Genomic DNA, 15218 nt, shown 5'->3' on the forward strand with positions numbered 1-15218 from the left:
CTGGATTCGGAGCGGAGGGTTACCGTGGGGCGGTCATTGCTCACTTCTTGAGAGGGTGTGAGGATGGATGCTCCCCCTCCGAGGAGCTGACCTTGAGCCACTCCCTCGCCGTGCCCTCACCGCAGGCGCCCGCAGTTCACTCTTCCGCTGGGACGGTGCGGCGCCCATGAGGCCCCATGCGCTGGCGGTCTCCGTCGCAGGCGATGTCCCCTCGGTCCTCCCCGCGCGAGCCCTGGAGGTGGATGCGGGCGTGGCCCTGCCCGTGGCCTTCGGCGGCCTGCGCAAGGTGCTGCGCGCCTGTGAGGACGCGGCGCCGGAGGTGGTAGGCGCCCTGTCCCGGGCCCACCCCTCCGAGTGGAACCGCCTCTTCCCGGGCTCCATCGCCGGAGTGCCTGACTTGAGCGACCTGGCGCTGACGCCCTCCGAGCGCCGGCTCCACCGCGAGTCCGAGCAGATGTTCTGGGTGCTCAACGTGGCGGCGAAGGCCATCGTCGAGACGCTGCGCGCCAGCGGACGCCCGCTGGTGCTGCACGGCGCGGGCGAGTGCGACCTGGTCAGCCTGCGCGCGGTGATGCGCGCCGCGGAGTGGAGCCGCCTGGAGGGCCTGGACGGCACGCTGCTGCTCACCGGGTGGAGCGTGCGCCGGCCGCATGGTGCGTTGGCCTTCGAGGCCCGCCGCCAGGCGTACCTGGACGCGCTCTGCGACAGGATGCGGGCCCCGCGTGCCTCGGGGCCGGGGCCGGTGTCCTCGCGCACGGTGGAGCCCGCGGTGGACCTGGAGGGGCGCTACCTGCAGCTCGCGGTGGACGGCTCGCAGGCGCGCGAGGTGCGGGTGGCCGCGGCCATCCTCGCCATCCGCAGCTGCTTCTTCACCACCAACTACGAAGGCGCGATGCTGGCCGCGGAGCAGGGGCTGGCGCTGCTGGACACGGACGCGGCGCTGCCCGGCCGCGTGGCGCAGGCCTGGGACTCGCTGGACACGGGCTTCACCACGCCCGCCATCGAAATCGACCGGAGCAGCCTGGGCGACGTGGAGGAGCTGCGGGCCCTGTTCGCGCGCTGCATGGGCGTGGTGCACGTCTTCACCGGCTCCCACGAAGCCGCCATGGAGGCCTTCGGCCTGGGGCTGGCGTGCCGCATTCCTCCGGACCTGGTGGCGCGGCTGCACATGTTCCGCGCCCTCACGCTGACGAAGCGCTTCGGGCAGCTTCCGAACGCGCGCACCGAGGTGGAAGCGGGCCTGGCCGCGCTGGAGCGCAGCACGTCCCCGGACCGCGCCCTCCAGGAGGGCTGGCTGCGCAACGTGTGCGCGCTCACCTGGTTCCAGGAGCGCAAGCTGGACAAGGCGGTGGTGGAGGAGAAGCTCGCCATGCGCTGCGTGGGGGACCTGCACGACGCGAGCGCCACCCACCTGAAAATCAACCTCATCTCCAACGCCAGCTACCTGCAGGAGACGGCGCGGCAGTACGCGGACGCCATCGCCACGTGGCGGCGCTTCGAGAAGATCAGCGCGAAGTGGGGTGCCAACTTCGCCAAGCACCACTGCTACCGGCTGGCCGGGCTGGAGCTGGGCGCGGGCGAGCGCGACGCCGCCGTGGAGCACTTCACCGCGGCGTATGCCAACGCGGATGAGCTGGGGGACTCGTTCCACCGCCAGGTCATCGCGGCGGAGCTGGGGCGCCTGTTCCTGGACGAGCAGCAGCCCGCCACCGCCGTGGAGTGGTTCTCCCGCGCGGAGGAGCACGCGCGCGCCGTGGGAGACCCGCTGAAGACGGCGGAGAGCCTCGCGGGGCTCGCGGTGGCCGGCGGCCGCACCGACTGGACGGAGGCCCTGCGCTGCGCCCAGGCCAGCACCACGTGGCCCAAGGAGACGGCGGCCCTGCTCGACGGACTGACGCGGGGGGATGCGAAGGCGGTGCACGCCGCGCTGCCCCGCGCGAGGACGAAGCTCAACCGCCCGTTCGACCCGGTGAACCTGTACTGACGGAAGCGAGGGCGCTCGCGCGAGCGGAGCGGGAGCGCCCGTGGGTGAGGGGCAGCGCGTCGCTCAGAGCCTGGCGGCGCGCGCGGGGTCGAACGGAGCCACCGCGTCACAGCGGCCGTGCTCCACGAGCTCCGCGATGGAGGCTCCGGTGAGCGCGCCGGTGAGGATGCCCTGCCCTCCCAGGCCCGTGGCGACATATACCTGCTGCATGCCCGGGTAGCGGCCGATGTACGGGCGCCCGTCCGGCGTCACGGCGCGCAGCCCCGCCCAGGCACGGACGAAGCGCGCATCCCTGAGGCGCGGCGCCAGCTTCGCCACCGTGGCGCTGAGGTGCAGCAGCCCCGCCGGCGTCACGTGCTCCGCGAAGCCCGCGTCCTCCTCCGTGGCCCCGACGACGATTTCCCCCGCGCGCCAGGGCGCCAGGTACGAGGGACCGGACACCACCCGCGACAGCTGGAGGCCCGGCTGGTGCACCACCAGCATCTGTCCGCGCACGGGCTTCAGCGGCAGCGCGGGCAGTCCCTCCAGGCCCGCCGACCACGGGCCCGCGCCGACGATGAGGTGGTCCGCCCGGAGCGTCTCCTCGTCCGTGTGGACCTCCACGCCATGGGCAGTCTCCTGGATGGAGCGCGCGGCCACGCCCAGCCGGACGCGGACGCCCGCTCGAGCCGCGGCGTCCCGGAGCGCGTTGACGTAGCCGTCCGTGTCCACCATGTGGCCCTGCTCGCTCTCGAAGGCTCCGAAGAGCGGCGTGCCCTCCAGCGCGGGCTCCAGCGCCACGAGCCTCGCCGCATCCACCCAGAGGCCCGGCCCCTCCACGTCCTTCGCGGCCTTCTCCGCCAGCGCGTCGCGGGACTTCGCGTCCGGGACGACGCGCAGGATGCCCTGCCCCCGGCGAAGCTGGGGGCCATCCGGAAGCGAGGCCAGGTCGTCCGCCAGGGCGGCGCGGCCCGCGCGGGCGAACACGAGCATGTCCAGGTCATCGAAGAGGCGCACGGAGGGAATGGCGACTCCGGCGGCGGCTCGCGAGCCCCGTCCTCCGGGGTCCACGGCGTCCAGCACGGTGACGCGTGCTCCAAGCGCGACGAGCCGGCGCGCGGCCGACAGGCCGACGACGCCAGCTCCGAGAATCACGATGTCGGCGTCAGCCTTCACTCACTCCGGCCTTGGCCTGCCTCGCCTCGACTGTCTGGCCGGCGGTGGCGGGGTCGAGCACGAGGGCCACGACGTGGAAGTTGCTGGCGACGTAGGTGAAGCCGAAACGCTCGGCGCGCTTGACCACCGCGTCCAGCTGCGTGTAGCCGATGAGGAGCTTGAAGCCGAGCCTCGCCGCCTCCGCGCAGATGGCGGCGACGATGGCGTCGACATACCCGGTGCGCTCCTCGCGAGACATTCCCGGCGCCGCGACGAGGTTTTCGATGAGCGCCACCGAGCTGTCCGTGCGGTACAGGAAGCCCGCGGCCTTGCCGGGGATGATGTACCCGGTTTGCGGCAGGGCATCCTGCGTCATCGACTCATTCCAGAGCTGCAGCCAGCCCTTGATCTGCTCGAAGTGCAGCTCTGGAACGTAGGGGATGGGAGTCATGGGTTACTGAAGCAGCATCGACCCCATGCGCTGGGCCATCAGCTCCATGGTGTTCTGACGGCTCTGATCCGTCATCTCTTCCTTCTTCTGGGTGGCCTTGAGCAGGTCCTTGGCGATGTCGGTGACCTTGCTCTTGCCCGTGGCCAGGTTGAGCGCGCCGCTCAGCAGGCTGTTGCCGCCCATGCCCTCCATCAGCCCCGAGCCGCCAAACTTGCCCAGGACATTTCCGAGAGCGCCACCCATGCCGCCGGGGATGAGGTCGCCGGCCGCGCCGAGCAGGGACTGCAGCGGGTTCTTGCCCTGCATCAGGCCGCTGGCGAAGCCCATGGCCGCGCCGAGCAGCGGGTTGACCATCGAGACGAACGGCTTGACGACGTCCATCACCTTGCCGAGAACCTTGGTAAAGCCGCCCATGGTCAAATCCTTTTTAGTAGGGGCCGCGGTGCGACCCTCAAGTGAGCCTGATGTACGAATTGTCGGAGGCTCGGCTTATTTGTTCCGTGTTACCCGAAAAAACTGACTGCCCGGGAGAAACCCAAGGGAATCCGGGTGCTTGGCAAGCGGCGACATGGAAAAAGCCGGTGAAATCCTCCCGCACCCGGAGCGCGGATCATTTCTTGTCGGAGGGCGTCTTCTTGGGGTCCACCTGCACCGCGGTGGGGGACAGTCCCTTGCGGGCCTCGGGCGCACCCTTCTGGACGGCATCGGAGGCGAGCGCGGCCTTGTAGCGTGCGTCCGCGTCCTCCGCGTTGAAGCCATCCCGCTGCTGCGCGCGGCTGATCATGATCTCCCCGTCGACGATCTTCTGCAGGTGCGTCTGCAGCTCCTCGACGGTGGGGATGTTGGGGTCCCTCGCCTTCAGCTCCTCGTCCGGGGTGATGACGAGCTGGGGCGGCTTCTCGGGGTTGAGGGCGTAGTCGAGGATCTTCTCCACGTACGTCTCGACGTCGACCTTCAGCAGCTGGGCCTGCTCCTTGACGTCCTTGTCGGCCAGCAGCTCCGCGCGCACCTCTTCCACCGGCCTCTTCAGCTTCTTCGGTTCAGGGACGACCTGGTTCTCTCCGGCCATGGCGCTCTCCAGAAAATGGGGGCCCGTCAACCCGGCGGGGGCGGAAAGCCCCGCCAGGTCCGAGCATGGAGCCATTCTGGCCGGTGAGACACCCCGGATGTCAAAGGGCTCCGGCGGTCCACCGGGTGAACTGCATGCGCAGCTCGCAGGTGTAGCGGCCTCGCGCGTCCTTCAGCCAGAGCTGCTCCGGCGCCGGATACATCTCCTCCACCGAGAGCCGCTCCGCCTCCCGGGCGAGGTGGGAGAGCAGGTCCAGCGCGAAGGGGCTCGCCGTGTCGATGAGGTAGGGCTTGCGCTCCTTCGAGCTGCGCATGAACACGAAGCGGGGCCAGCCGCCCGCCCGCCGCTCGCGCTGCACGGCGAGGAACAGCTCGAAGCCGGTGGGCCGGGACAGCCGCTCCGAGGACAGCTCCCACCGCTCGCGCTGGTACACCGCGCCGCCCACGCTCAGCCGGGGCAGGTGGCGGCCCTTCGTGCGCAGCGGCGCGTGCAGCACCTGGGGATGGGCCAGCGCCGCGAAGGGCGGGTAGGACGAGAAGTCGTCCAGCGGCATGTACAGGCTCAGCCGCTCGCCCTTCCCGTCCACCAGCACCGGCCCCTGGGGCGTGGGGCGCACCTTCACATCGCCCGGAGTGAGTGCCCCCTCCTCCACGTCCAGCACGTCCGACACCGAGTACACCAGCCGCCGTCCCGGGAAGACGTAGAAGCCCTTGTTGCGGCGGCGGATGGCCAGCCCCACCAGGCCTCGCGCGGCGGGGTCCGCGTCCAGCCACCGGGAGGCCACGGACGCGTAACGCTCGCGCTCCGGCTGGAAGGCGCCGAGCCAGCTCCACAGCAGCAGGTGGTGGTGGACACGCGCCAGCATCACCTCGAAACCACCGCCGTCCGGCTTCGCCGCGAGGCACACGTCCGGCAGCGCGTACCGGCCTCCGGGCGTGGACGTGCCCAGGAAGTCCACGGGCAGCGTCCGGGCGCGCGCGGCGTCGTCCTCCAGCAGCACGGGCGGCACGGGCGAGAAGCGGCTCCCCGACACGGTGTCCGGGCGCAGCCGCACCGCGTAGTCCAGCAGGTCCATCGGCGTTGCGTCCGGGCCCAGCGCGTCGCGCACCTGCTCGCGGAAGCCGCGCTGCACCGTGTCTCCGTACGCCGCCGACAGCTCCAGTGCGCCGGTGAGCGCCGACTCCAGCGACTGGGTGAAGCGCGCGCCGAAGCGCAGGCGGAACGGGGAGCTGGCCTCCTCGTAGAGGATGAGCCGGTCCGCATACACCTGCCCCTCGCCGCGACGCGCGGGCTTGCCGGTGGCCTCGGTGAAGGACGCCTCCAGGCGCGGCAGCAGTTCGCGGCGGGTGTCCAGGTCCGCCGCCTCGAAGTCGGCGCGCAGGCGCGCGAGCGTGTCCAGCCGCTCCAGCCAGCGCGCCCGCGCGTCGGACTCCGGCAGGGCCGCCACCGAGTCCCGCACGCTCTCGAAGGTGCCGAAGTCGTTCGCCCGGAAGGGCAGGCCCCACAGCAGCAGCGCCGACTTCACCAGCGGCAGCGCGCGCCGCTCCACGTCCTCCGTGGGGATGCCAAGCACCCGCGCCGCCTCCGCGGGCGTGGGGGTGGCCCGCAGCACGGAGAGGAGCTGCTCCGCCTCGGGGGACAGGGGCACGTCCAGCTTCAGCGGCGCGCACGCGGCCCGGCCCGGCGTCACGGTGAAGAGCGGGTTGAGGCGCAAGGGCAGGTGCGGGCGCAGCGTGCGCTCGCGCCACACCGCGCGCGACAGCTCTGTCACCGCCCAGAAGGAGAAGAACGTGCGTCGGCGCGTGTTGCCGCTGGGCACCGTGCGCACGTCGTAGCCGTCGTCTGCCGTGCGCTCGCCGTAGGAGATGGGGCCGAAGAAGCTCGTCGTCTCGTTCTTCGCGCAGAAGCGCTGCAGGTACGTGTAGACCTGCCGCTCCACCCGGCGCGCGTCGGAGGTATCCGGGCGCTCACCGCCCCGCACGTAGCGCGCCCAGACGTTGTCGTACATGGCCGGGCTGGAGAGGAACACCGCCTCCTGGATGGCCGGGGCCGCCGCCCGCTCGCGCAGCTGCCGCCGCAGGGCCGTGCGCTCCTCGGCGTAGCGGGCCTGGAGCGACTCGCGGCGCGCACGGTAGCGGGCCAGCGCGTCCCGGACCGGAGCGCCCTGGCGAGGCTTCAGCGAGGGCTCGCGTCCCTGGGCGAGCGCCTCCTGGAGGGCCCGCACGTCGGCGTCACCCCCGTGGGCCCGCACCTCCGTCAGCAGCGCCTCCTCGTCCGCCAGGAGTCCGGTGGTCTCCGCCAGCAGCTCCGCCGACAGCCCGAGCGACTCCAGCCAGTCGAACGGGAAGCCCGCGTGGCGCAGCACGAACAGCTCGCCCAGCGTCCAGGTCTCACTCATCCGTGCACCCTCGTCAGGACGGACTTCCCCACCAGCGTGTCCACCAGCTTCCGCCGCTGCGCCTCGGGGACGGCGCCCAACACTTCCGCCGGTAGCGCGGGCCGGTCCAGGCCGGACAGCTTCGGCGCCAGTCGCGCATCCATCGCCAGCACCGTGCCCGTGCGCAGGTTCGCCGCGTACCATGAGGACTTCGCCGCCCCGTCGAGGGACGCCGGCAGGTGGACCAGCGCGCAGTCGTCGTCGAGGCGGATGGGCGGATTGTCCGGGGCGGCGCTGCGCTCATCCACCTGCTGGGACGCGCCCGTGGGCAGCGGGGCCGTGGGCCCTCGCAGGCAGGCGGCGGCGACGCGGCCCGGGTTCAGGGGGACGCGCTGCATCAGCCGGGTAGAGAGCGCCGTGAGCGTCTCCTGGAGCTGGAAGCCCGAGAGCGTGGCTGGCGCGTCAAATGGTGTACTCCGGGCGAGGTCCCTGTCTTCGGCCGGGGCGCGCACCTGGACGGGGCTCCAGCAGAACCCACGGGCGGCCTCGCTCCGTGCCAGCGGCCAGTGGAAGGGACGCACCCCCGCCACGTGGTCGAACAACGGCTCCGCCTCGAGCGCCGCCAGCGTCAGCTCCAGTGCCGCCGCGTCCACGCCCGGCGCTCCCACCCACCACTCCGCGACAATGCGCACGCCCGCGGCGCGCAGGCGCTCGGCTCCGCGCGCCAGCTCCGCCCGCCGCCGCCAGTGGCCAGAGGGCTCCTGCACGCCGTCCTCGCGCACCGCGCAGAAGCCGACCACCGCCACGCGACAGCCGCTCTCCACCAGCGCGTCCGCGTGCGCGAGCGAGAGGAGCCCCACGTGGCCACCCCAGGGGGCTCCGCCCGTGAAGACGCGCACCTGCTCCGGAGTGCAGACCCCGAGCACCTGCCCCGTCGTCAGCGCCCTCACGTCCACGGGCTCGGGCACCTCCCCCAGCGTCGCCCAGCCGCGCTCATCGTCGGGGGGCGGCGTGGAGACCCACAGGTCCAGCGCCTCGGGAATCCAGACGAGTGACTCCGGCCCCGACTCACCGGCCAGTGGAGCCACGCGCCAGCGCAGGGGCGGGACGGCATCGAGGAACTCCGCCCGCTGGAACATGGGCAGCCGCGCCAGCACCTTCTTGTGCGCCACCGCGAAGGGCCCCGTGACTTCGAGTGGCACTTCCGGCGGACAGGCCCGGGCGAGCCAGGCCGCCGAGGGGAGCTGCTGGTCCCGCTCCAGCCAGAGGCGCACGCGCTCCGCCTTCGTGAAGCGTTCGGCGGCCCGGGCCAGGTCCTCCGCGTAGGGCGCGGGCTGTCCCGCCGTGCGCAGCACGTCCGAGCTCCGCTCGGTGGTGCCCGCTTCCAGCTCCAGGTCATCGAGCCGCAGCCGTACGCCGCTCGGAGGACCGGAGAGGGCCGTGAGCACCGCGCCCAGGGCCCGGAGCCGGGTGGGGCCGTGGAGGTCGCCACGCCCCGAGAGCGCCCCGGCCGCACGCAGCAGGAGCAGCTCCCTCATGGACTGAGGCGTCGCTGGCGCTGTCACCCGCGCATCGACGGCGTCCGCCATCGCCCCATCGGAGACGACGCGGCGACAGAAGTCCCGGGCCACGTCCACGACGTGCCACCCCTCGGGGGCTTCCGGCACGAGCGTCACGTCGCGGTGGGGTGGCAGGACCAACAGCTTCATCCCCGCCCCTCCTCGGCGGACGGAGGTGGCGCGCCCCACAGCAGCGTGCAGCGCAGCTCCACGGTGTGCCGGCCTCCCGGCCCCTGCAGCCACAGCTGGTCCGGCGCCGGCCGCATCTCCGAGAGGAGGACCTCCTCCTTCTGCTCCAGCAGGTTGAGGAAGACGCGCAGCAGCGGCGGGCTGCGCACGTCCACCAGCACGGGCTTCCGCTCGTCCTTGAACTTCGCGAAGACGCAGTCGGGCATCCCCCGGGCCTCCCACACGCCCACGGCCGCACGCAGCCTCGCGCGGTCGTCGCGGCAGGCAAGCAGCGCTTCCCGCTCCTCGGCGCCCAGCCGCCACTGCTCGCGCTGCACCACCACGCCGCCCAGCGTCAGCCGTGGGGTATGGGCCCCCAGCGACACGCGCAGCGGGCGGATGCGCGGCAGCGCGAAGGCGGTGTGGACCAGGCTCTCCAGCTCACCGTTGTAGAGGCACACCTCCGAGCCCAGCCGCTTCGACAACAGCCGCGCGGTCTTCCCGTCGCTCTCCACGAACAGGTCGTCCATCGGCAGCTTCCAGGCCGAGGCCCGCGCGCTCACCCCGCCCAGCTCCACCACGGGGCCCGGGAACTCCGAGGGCAGCAGGCCCGTGCGCCGGGACGCGAGCACCGTCACCAGCGGCACCGGCCGGCTCAGCGTCCCCAGCGCCCGCACCATGGCGCTCTCCACCCGCCCCCGCGCCTCGTGGAACTGGAGCGCCCAGCCCCACACCAGCGCGGTGTCGTGCACGTCGCCCATCACCAGCTCGTACTCGCCCCGGCTCCACGCCTCCGCGTCGCGCGCGCCGACCAGCAGGTCCACCGAGGTGACAAGCGGCAGCGCCCGCGCATCCTCCACCGGTGACGGCGGCGCCACGCTCCCCAGCTCCACGTGGCGCGCGGAGGCGTCGGTGATGGCCGCCGCGAGCACGTCCGTCACCGACGTGTCCGAGGGCACCGGCCGGTCCGAGTACGCGGCCGCGACCTTCCAGAAGGGCACCGTGCGCGCCCCCACCAGCCCGGCGACGGCGGCCCTCGCCGCCTCGCGCGTGCGCCGGGCCGCCTCGCCCATCCACGCCAGGGCGGGCTCCAGCCGCGTCGCCAGCTCGTGGGCCCGCTCGCCGCCGACCTCCACGCGCAGGTCCCCGCCACACTCCTCCCGGAGCGGGAGCCGGTCCTGGTAGAAGTTGTGCGACTCGGAGGCCGGGCCGCGCTCGGACGGAGGCACCACGCCCCACTGCGTCCGCGCGCGCTCCGCGAAGGCCGCTTGCAGCGCCATCTTCCCCGCCGCGTCCGCCGCGCCGTACCGGCCCATCAGCTCCAGCAGTGCGCTCAGCCCTTCCACATGGCGCCGGGCCGCCAGGCAGGACAGGCCCGCCACGCGCTCGGCCAGGTCGTCCACCGGGTGGTGCACGGCGGCGGGGACCTCGAGCTGGTGCGTGAGCAACCCCTTCTCGCAGCCCAGCCGCGCCGCCTCGCGCGCCAGCCCCGGTGCCACGCCCAGCGACGACGCCAGCCCCGCCAGCGTGCGCGTCCCGTCCGCGACCTCCACCAGCCGGGGCAGCAGCTCCTCCACGCTCTCCGGCGTGGGCGCTGTCTTGCGCGCGGGCACCTCGGCGAAGGCCTTGCGGCGCAGCACCAGCCAGGCGGCGATGTCCGGGTCGAAGGCGATGGCCCGCACCAACCCCTGCACCAGCCACGAGGCCGCGAAGGTGTTGCGCCCCACCAGCACCTCCGGCCCGGACCAGCGCAGCGTCACCCCCGTGGGCGCCTCCGCGTCCGCCCGGCCGTAGTTGATGGGGCCGAAGAAGCCCATCGTCTCGTTCTTCGCGCACAGGCGCTGCAGGTAGCTGGCCACCTGCCGCCGCAGCCGGGCGCCGTCGCGGCCCTCCACCAGGTCTCTCGCCACGGGCGGACTCGAGCTGGCCACCGCCTCCAGGAAGCGCGGCTCGCGCCGCAGCGCCGCCAGCGCCGACTCCACGGCCGCGCTCTCGCGCTCCAGCGCCTCCGTGAAGGCGGCCTCCGCGTCGCTCGCCGCCCGGGCCCGCGCGTTCCACGCGGCGAACACCTCGGGTGACTCCAGCCCTTCCGTGTCCACGGGGCGCCCGGCCTTGAGCGCCGCCAGCACCGCGCGCGACGGGCGCTTCACCCGGGGGCCCGCCGCCCGCAGCGACTCCAGCGCGCGCTGCTCCGACGCGAGACGCCGGGCTCCCGCCGCTGCCTCCGGGCACCCCAGGCGTTCCAGCCAGTCGAAGGGGAAGCCCGTGGTGCGCACCACGAGGTGGGGGAAGAGGGTCCAGCCCTTCATGCGTTCCGCACCCTTCGTGCTGGGGCGCATGCGGCGCCCCGAGGTGTGCCGCTACCGCTGCTGCTCGGTCCTGCTACCGCGCCGGCAACTCGATTTCCTGCCCAGGCACGGCCATCACCCAAAGCTTGCTCACCCCGCTCGGGCAGCTGACCAGCACCTCCAGCTCCCGGCCCGCCTCGATGGGGGACTTCACCAGGGGCGTCACGCCGGGCAGCACCGCCCCACCCACGTGGACCTGGCAGCCCGGGGCGCTCCCCTTCACGCTCAGCAGCCCGTGCGTGCCCGGCTGGTGCCTGGCGTCCGCCAGCGTGCGCACGTCGATGTCCTCACGCAGCTGCGTCGTCCCGAACCGGCGCAGCTGGCCGTTCACCGCCGTGGCGATGAGCAGCGGCCCCTGGGAGGCCGCGAGCGGGGCCGAGCCCTGCTCCAGGCGCAGGCCACCCACGTAGACCTGCTCGCCCTGCTCCACGTTGATGAACCCGGAGCCCGGCTCCCTCAGCAGCACGATGGCCACCGCGGCCAGCACCAGCAGCCCGCCACCCCCCAGCACCATCCACTTCCAGGAGCCAGACTTCGCCGGGGCCTCCTCGGCCACGGGCGGGGGCGGAGGACGCGGGGCCACGACGGGGACCTGCGCCGTCTGCCGGGCCGGGTGAGCCACCGCGGCGCTCACGACGGGCTTCACCTGGGGAGGCGGAGGCGGACGCCCCTGCTGGGCCGCGCCATTCGCATGCGGCGCATGCGGCGCATGAGCCGTCGGGGCCACGGCCTGAACGGCCCCGGAGGGACGTGCCGGCTGATGCACGGCGGGATGCGGCTGCGACGGCCGCACCGGTGTCGCGGGCCGGGCCGGCGCGGCTTCCACGGGAGGCCGGGGCGGCCCCAGCGACAGAGGGACCATCTCCGTGCGGTCGCCCATGTCCAGGTCGGGCAGCTCGGGGAGCGGAGCGGGAGGAGGCACCACCTGGGGGCCCACGCGCGGCTGGCTTCCCGTGGGGCGCGCCACGCTCACGGGAGGCGGAGTCATGGGCCTGGGACCACTGCCGCTGCCCGTGGAGCGGGGACCGCTGCCACTGCCCGTGGGGGACGGATGCGAGCCACTGCCCCTTGCTCCCGGCGTGCGCCCGTCGCCCGGGGCGACCATGTCGCCCGTGTTGACGTTGCCGCTGCCCGTGCCCGAGGGCATGGGCCGGGGGTGGCTGCCGGTGCCGGTGGTGGTCGACGGCGCGAACTCCACCAGCCGGTCCCCCAGCGTGTCCTTGAAGAACTGGGCCACCGCCGCCGGAGACGAGTTGAGCCGGTGGTGCGCCATCACCGCTTCGATTTCCTCGCGCATCGCCGCCGCCGACGGCGTGCGCCGCGACGGGTCCTTCACCAGCGCGCGGAGGATGAGGTCCGACACGTCCTGGGGAATGTTCGGCTTGAGCTGCGAGGGAACCGGCGCCGCCTCGCGGACGATGGCGTTGAGCGTGGCCGCGTCGTGGTCCCTGCGGAACGGAAGCTGGCCCGTGAGCAGCTCGAAGAGCACCACGCCCAGGGCGAACACGTCATTGCGCGCGTCCAGCGAGCGCCCGGAGGCCGCCTCCGGGGAGATGTACGAAATCTTCCCCTTCAGCACGCCCGCCTGCGTGTGCTCCTCGCCCGCCACCTTGGCGATGCCGAAGTCGCTCAGCTTGACGGCGCCGTCCAGCGAGATGAGGACGTTGTGCGGGCTGACGTCCCGGTGCACCACCGGGTGCGGCGTGCCCGCCGGGTCCACATAGGCGTGTGCGTAGTGCAGACCCGCCGCCACCTCGGCGACGATGCGCAGCGCGTGCTCCATGGGGAGCGCCAGCCCCTTGCGCCGCAGCTCGTTGACCAGCTTCTTGAGGTCCGGCCCGCGCACGTACTCCATCAGGATGTACGCCACCCCGTCGGACACGCCCACGTCGAACGTCTGCACGACGTTCGGGTGCGTCAGCCGCGCGTTGGCCCGGGCCTCCGCGAACAGCATGTCGACGAACTCGGGGTTCTCCGCGAACTGCGGGAGGATCTTCTTCATCACCACGAACTTCTCGAAGCCCTTCACGCCGACCTGCTTGGCGAGGAAGACCTCCGCCATGCCGCCCTGCCCCAGCCGCCGGATGATGTTGAGCTTGGTGCTGCCCAGCGAGTTGGAGATGTCGGTGGAGGCCCCCTGCTTCGCCTGGGGGTCGATGTTCGTGGAGCCGAAGAGGTACTGGCTGAGGGCGCGCGGCTCGAGCGCCTCCATTTCATCCAGCGGCCGGTCCGTGAGCGGCACGCGCGCCAGCAGCCCCTGCAGCTGCGGCATGTGCGGCACCCGCGCGCTGCCGCCGCAGATGGGGCACGCGCGCTCCACGTTGGACTGGTGCGCCCGCAGCTGCGCCAGGTAGTCCGCGGCCTGGATGCGCTGGTGGCTCACCTGCCCGCAGTTGCGGCAGTCACACGGCAGCCACAGCGTGGCCATGCGCGCGGAGGGCTGCCGGGACGAGCGCGCCAGCACGGCCAGCACCGGCGGCGGCAGCCGGCACAGCACCACCTGCGCGCCCTGGGCCGCCGTCTCCAGCACCTGCTCCAGCTTGGGCAGCGCCTCGGGCTCCACCTTGCTGACGTGGCTGAAGTCGAAGCCGACGCGCCCCTCCAGGCCGGACGCCAGCCGGCGCACGTTGAGGTCGCCCTTCAGCGCGCTGGCCAGGGTGATGTAGGTGATGTCGTCCTGGACGATTTTGAGGTGCTGCGCCAGCTCCGGCTGCTCCGAGGGCATGCTCGCCCGCAGGTAGCGCATCACCACCGGGTCCACCGTGCCGAACTGCTGGCGGCGCGCGTAGTCGAAGAACTCGCTGGCCAGGTCCGCGAACTCCAGCGCGTTGCCGCACACCGGGCAGGCGTGCTCGGGCGCGAGCTCCTCGGCGAGGACCTTCGCCTCGTCCTGCAGGTTCACCACCCGCAGCCGGTCCTCGTTGCAGGTGCGGCAGGTGTAGGGCGCCAGGACGGAGAGCACCCGCGCCACGCCGGCGAAGCCCTCCACCATGTTGAGCTGGTCCACCATCACCGGTGGCGCGTGCACGACGTACAGCCCCAGGGCTCCGGGCGGCAGCTTGCCCGCGAACTCAATCCACCGGCGCACGCCGAAGGAGCTGATGCGCTCCACCCGTCCCAGGTCGACCACCAGCACCCCGTTGAGCTCCGGAGTGCTGGACGTCAGCGGGAAGGTCTCGTCGATGACGCCGGAGATCCGTACGTGGGTAATGGTACCCACGCGGAGCCGGCTGATGATGGCGTTGGAACCCTGGCTATCCACCGGCCCTGACCTCATTGCAGACAGAACAACAGAGACTTCGGCTGGGTGGCGCGGCGTCGCGCCTCTCCCAGGTCCACCACGCACAGGACCCTCGACTCACGACCCGCGGCCACGCGGACCGCCACCGTGTCGCTGTGCTCCAGGATGCGCCGCAGCCCCAGGCCCGCGCCTCCCCCGGAGGCGTCCACCTGGACGCGTCCACCCCACCCCTCCAGGGCCCGGGCGAAGGGCCCCGGCCGTAAACCGCCGAAGCGGTCCACGACTTCCAGCCACATGCGTCCCTCCTCCACCGTATAGGCGAGCTCGCAGGCGTCCTCGTCCGCCACCTCGCTCACCTCCGTGCGCCGGTGCGCGTAGCGCTGCTGGCCCTTCGCATCCACCGGAGCGTCCAGCAGCGCGTTGACGCCCAGCTCATGCACCACGTCCGCCACCAGGCCGGCGGCCGCGCGAGAGCCCGCCGCCTGCCGCACGGCCGCGGCCGCCACGTCCGCCGTGGTGTTGATGTCCGCCACCCGCTGCAGCCGGTGCCGCGTCACCGCCGCACCCTCCGGCAGCAGGGACCTGCCCCGCAGCAGGGCCCCCAGCAGGCGGACCTCCCACGCGGAGGGCCGGCCCTCCGGGCCGCGCGAGGCCAGCAGCAGCGCTGGCGGCTCGCGGCGCAGGGACTCCGCATGCGCGGGCGTCAGCCGGCCGTCGAAGAGCACCAACCGGCGAGGGCCGGCGGCGGAGGGCGCCGGCTCCTGGTGGAAGACCACGCCTCCCTGGGTGAGTACGGGAGCCGCCTGCTCCAGCAGCGCGGGGGCAAGCGACTCGTCGGCGATCAACAGGAGGCTCCCGGCCTCCAGGTGGGGAGCGGTACTCAAGAC

Annotated in this window: 10 protein-coding genes; 1 reads left to right on the forward strand and 9 read right to left on the reverse strand. The window is 73.0% G+C overall.

The annotated features are described in order from the left end of the window. Positions 1-166 precede the first annotated feature (166 nt). Complete coding sequence (locus tag G4D85_RS34175) at positions 167-1984, forward strand: tetratricopeptide repeat protein (RefSeq protein ID WP_164018277.1); 1818 nt, start codon at positions 167-169, stop codon at positions 1982-1984. Between the two features lie 63 nt (positions 1985-2047). Here the strand turns inward: G4D85_RS34175 and G4D85_RS34180 are convergent, their stop codons facing one another. The 9 genes from G4D85_RS34180 to G4D85_RS34220 all read right to left on the reverse strand — a co-directional run bounded on the left by G4D85_RS34180 (position 2048) and on the right by G4D85_RS34220 (position 15215). Beyond that, on the reverse strand, positions 2048-3139 hold the full coding sequence (locus tag G4D85_RS34180; RefSeq protein ID WP_164018278.1) for an NAD(P)/FAD-dependent oxidoreductase: 1092 nt from the start codon (positions 3137-3139) through the stop codon (positions 2048-2050). Next, positions 3129-3569 carry a hypothetical protein gene (locus tag G4D85_RS34185; RefSeq protein WP_164018279.1) on the reverse strand — a complete coding sequence of 147 codons (441 nt, stop codon included), beginning with the start codon at positions 3567-3569 and terminating at the stop codon, positions 3129-3131. Before G4D85_RS34185 ends, G4D85_RS34180 begins: the two co-directional genes overlap by 11 nt. Before the next feature lie 3 nt (positions 3570-3572). After that, a complete protein-coding gene (locus G4D85_RS34190; protein ID WP_164018280.1) occupies positions 3573-3983 on the reverse strand; it encodes a hypothetical protein in 411 nt (136 codons plus the stop codon). Between the two features lie 196 nt (positions 3984-4179). Next, on the reverse strand, positions 4180-4638 hold the full coding sequence (locus G4D85_RS34195) for a hypothetical protein (RefSeq protein ID WP_164018281.1): 459 nt from the start codon (positions 4636-4638) through the stop codon (positions 4180-4182). Between the two features lie 100 nt (positions 4639-4738). After that, the gene (locus tag G4D85_RS34200; RefSeq protein WP_164018282.1) at positions 4739-7036 is read right to left on the reverse strand and encodes a lantibiotic dehydratase; all 2298 of its coding nucleotides are present in this window, start codon (positions 7034-7036) and stop codon (positions 4739-4741) included. Beyond that, positions 7033-8724, reverse strand: a complete 1692-nt coding sequence (locus G4D85_RS34205) for a hypothetical protein (RefSeq protein WP_164018283.1) — start codon at positions 8722-8724, stop codon at positions 7033-7035. Before G4D85_RS34205 ends, G4D85_RS34200 begins: the two co-directional genes overlap by 4 nt. Next, on the reverse strand, positions 8721-11051 hold the full coding sequence (locus tag G4D85_RS50420; RefSeq protein WP_164018284.1) for a lantibiotic dehydratase family protein: 2331 nt from the start codon (positions 11049-11051) through the stop codon (positions 8721-8723). Before G4D85_RS50420 ends, G4D85_RS34205 begins: the two co-directional genes overlap by 4 nt. A gap of 73 nt (positions 11052-11124) precedes the next feature. Beyond that, on the reverse strand, positions 11125-14352 hold the full coding sequence (locus G4D85_RS34215; protein ID WP_205525833.1) for a serine/threonine-protein kinase: 3228 nt from the start codon (positions 14350-14352) through the stop codon (positions 11125-11127). Positions 14353-14363: 11 nt separating this feature from the next. Next, positions 14364-15215, reverse strand: coding sequence for a hypothetical protein (locus G4D85_RS34220; protein ID WP_164018286.1), 852 nt, complete (start codon positions 15213-15215; stop codon positions 14364-14366). Positions 15216-15218 lie beyond the last annotated feature (3 nt).

It is taken from the genome of Pyxidicoccus trucidator, from assembly GCF_010894435.1.
GTDB lineage: Bacteria > Myxococcota > Myxococcia > Myxococcales > Myxococcaceae > Myxococcus > Myxococcus trucidator.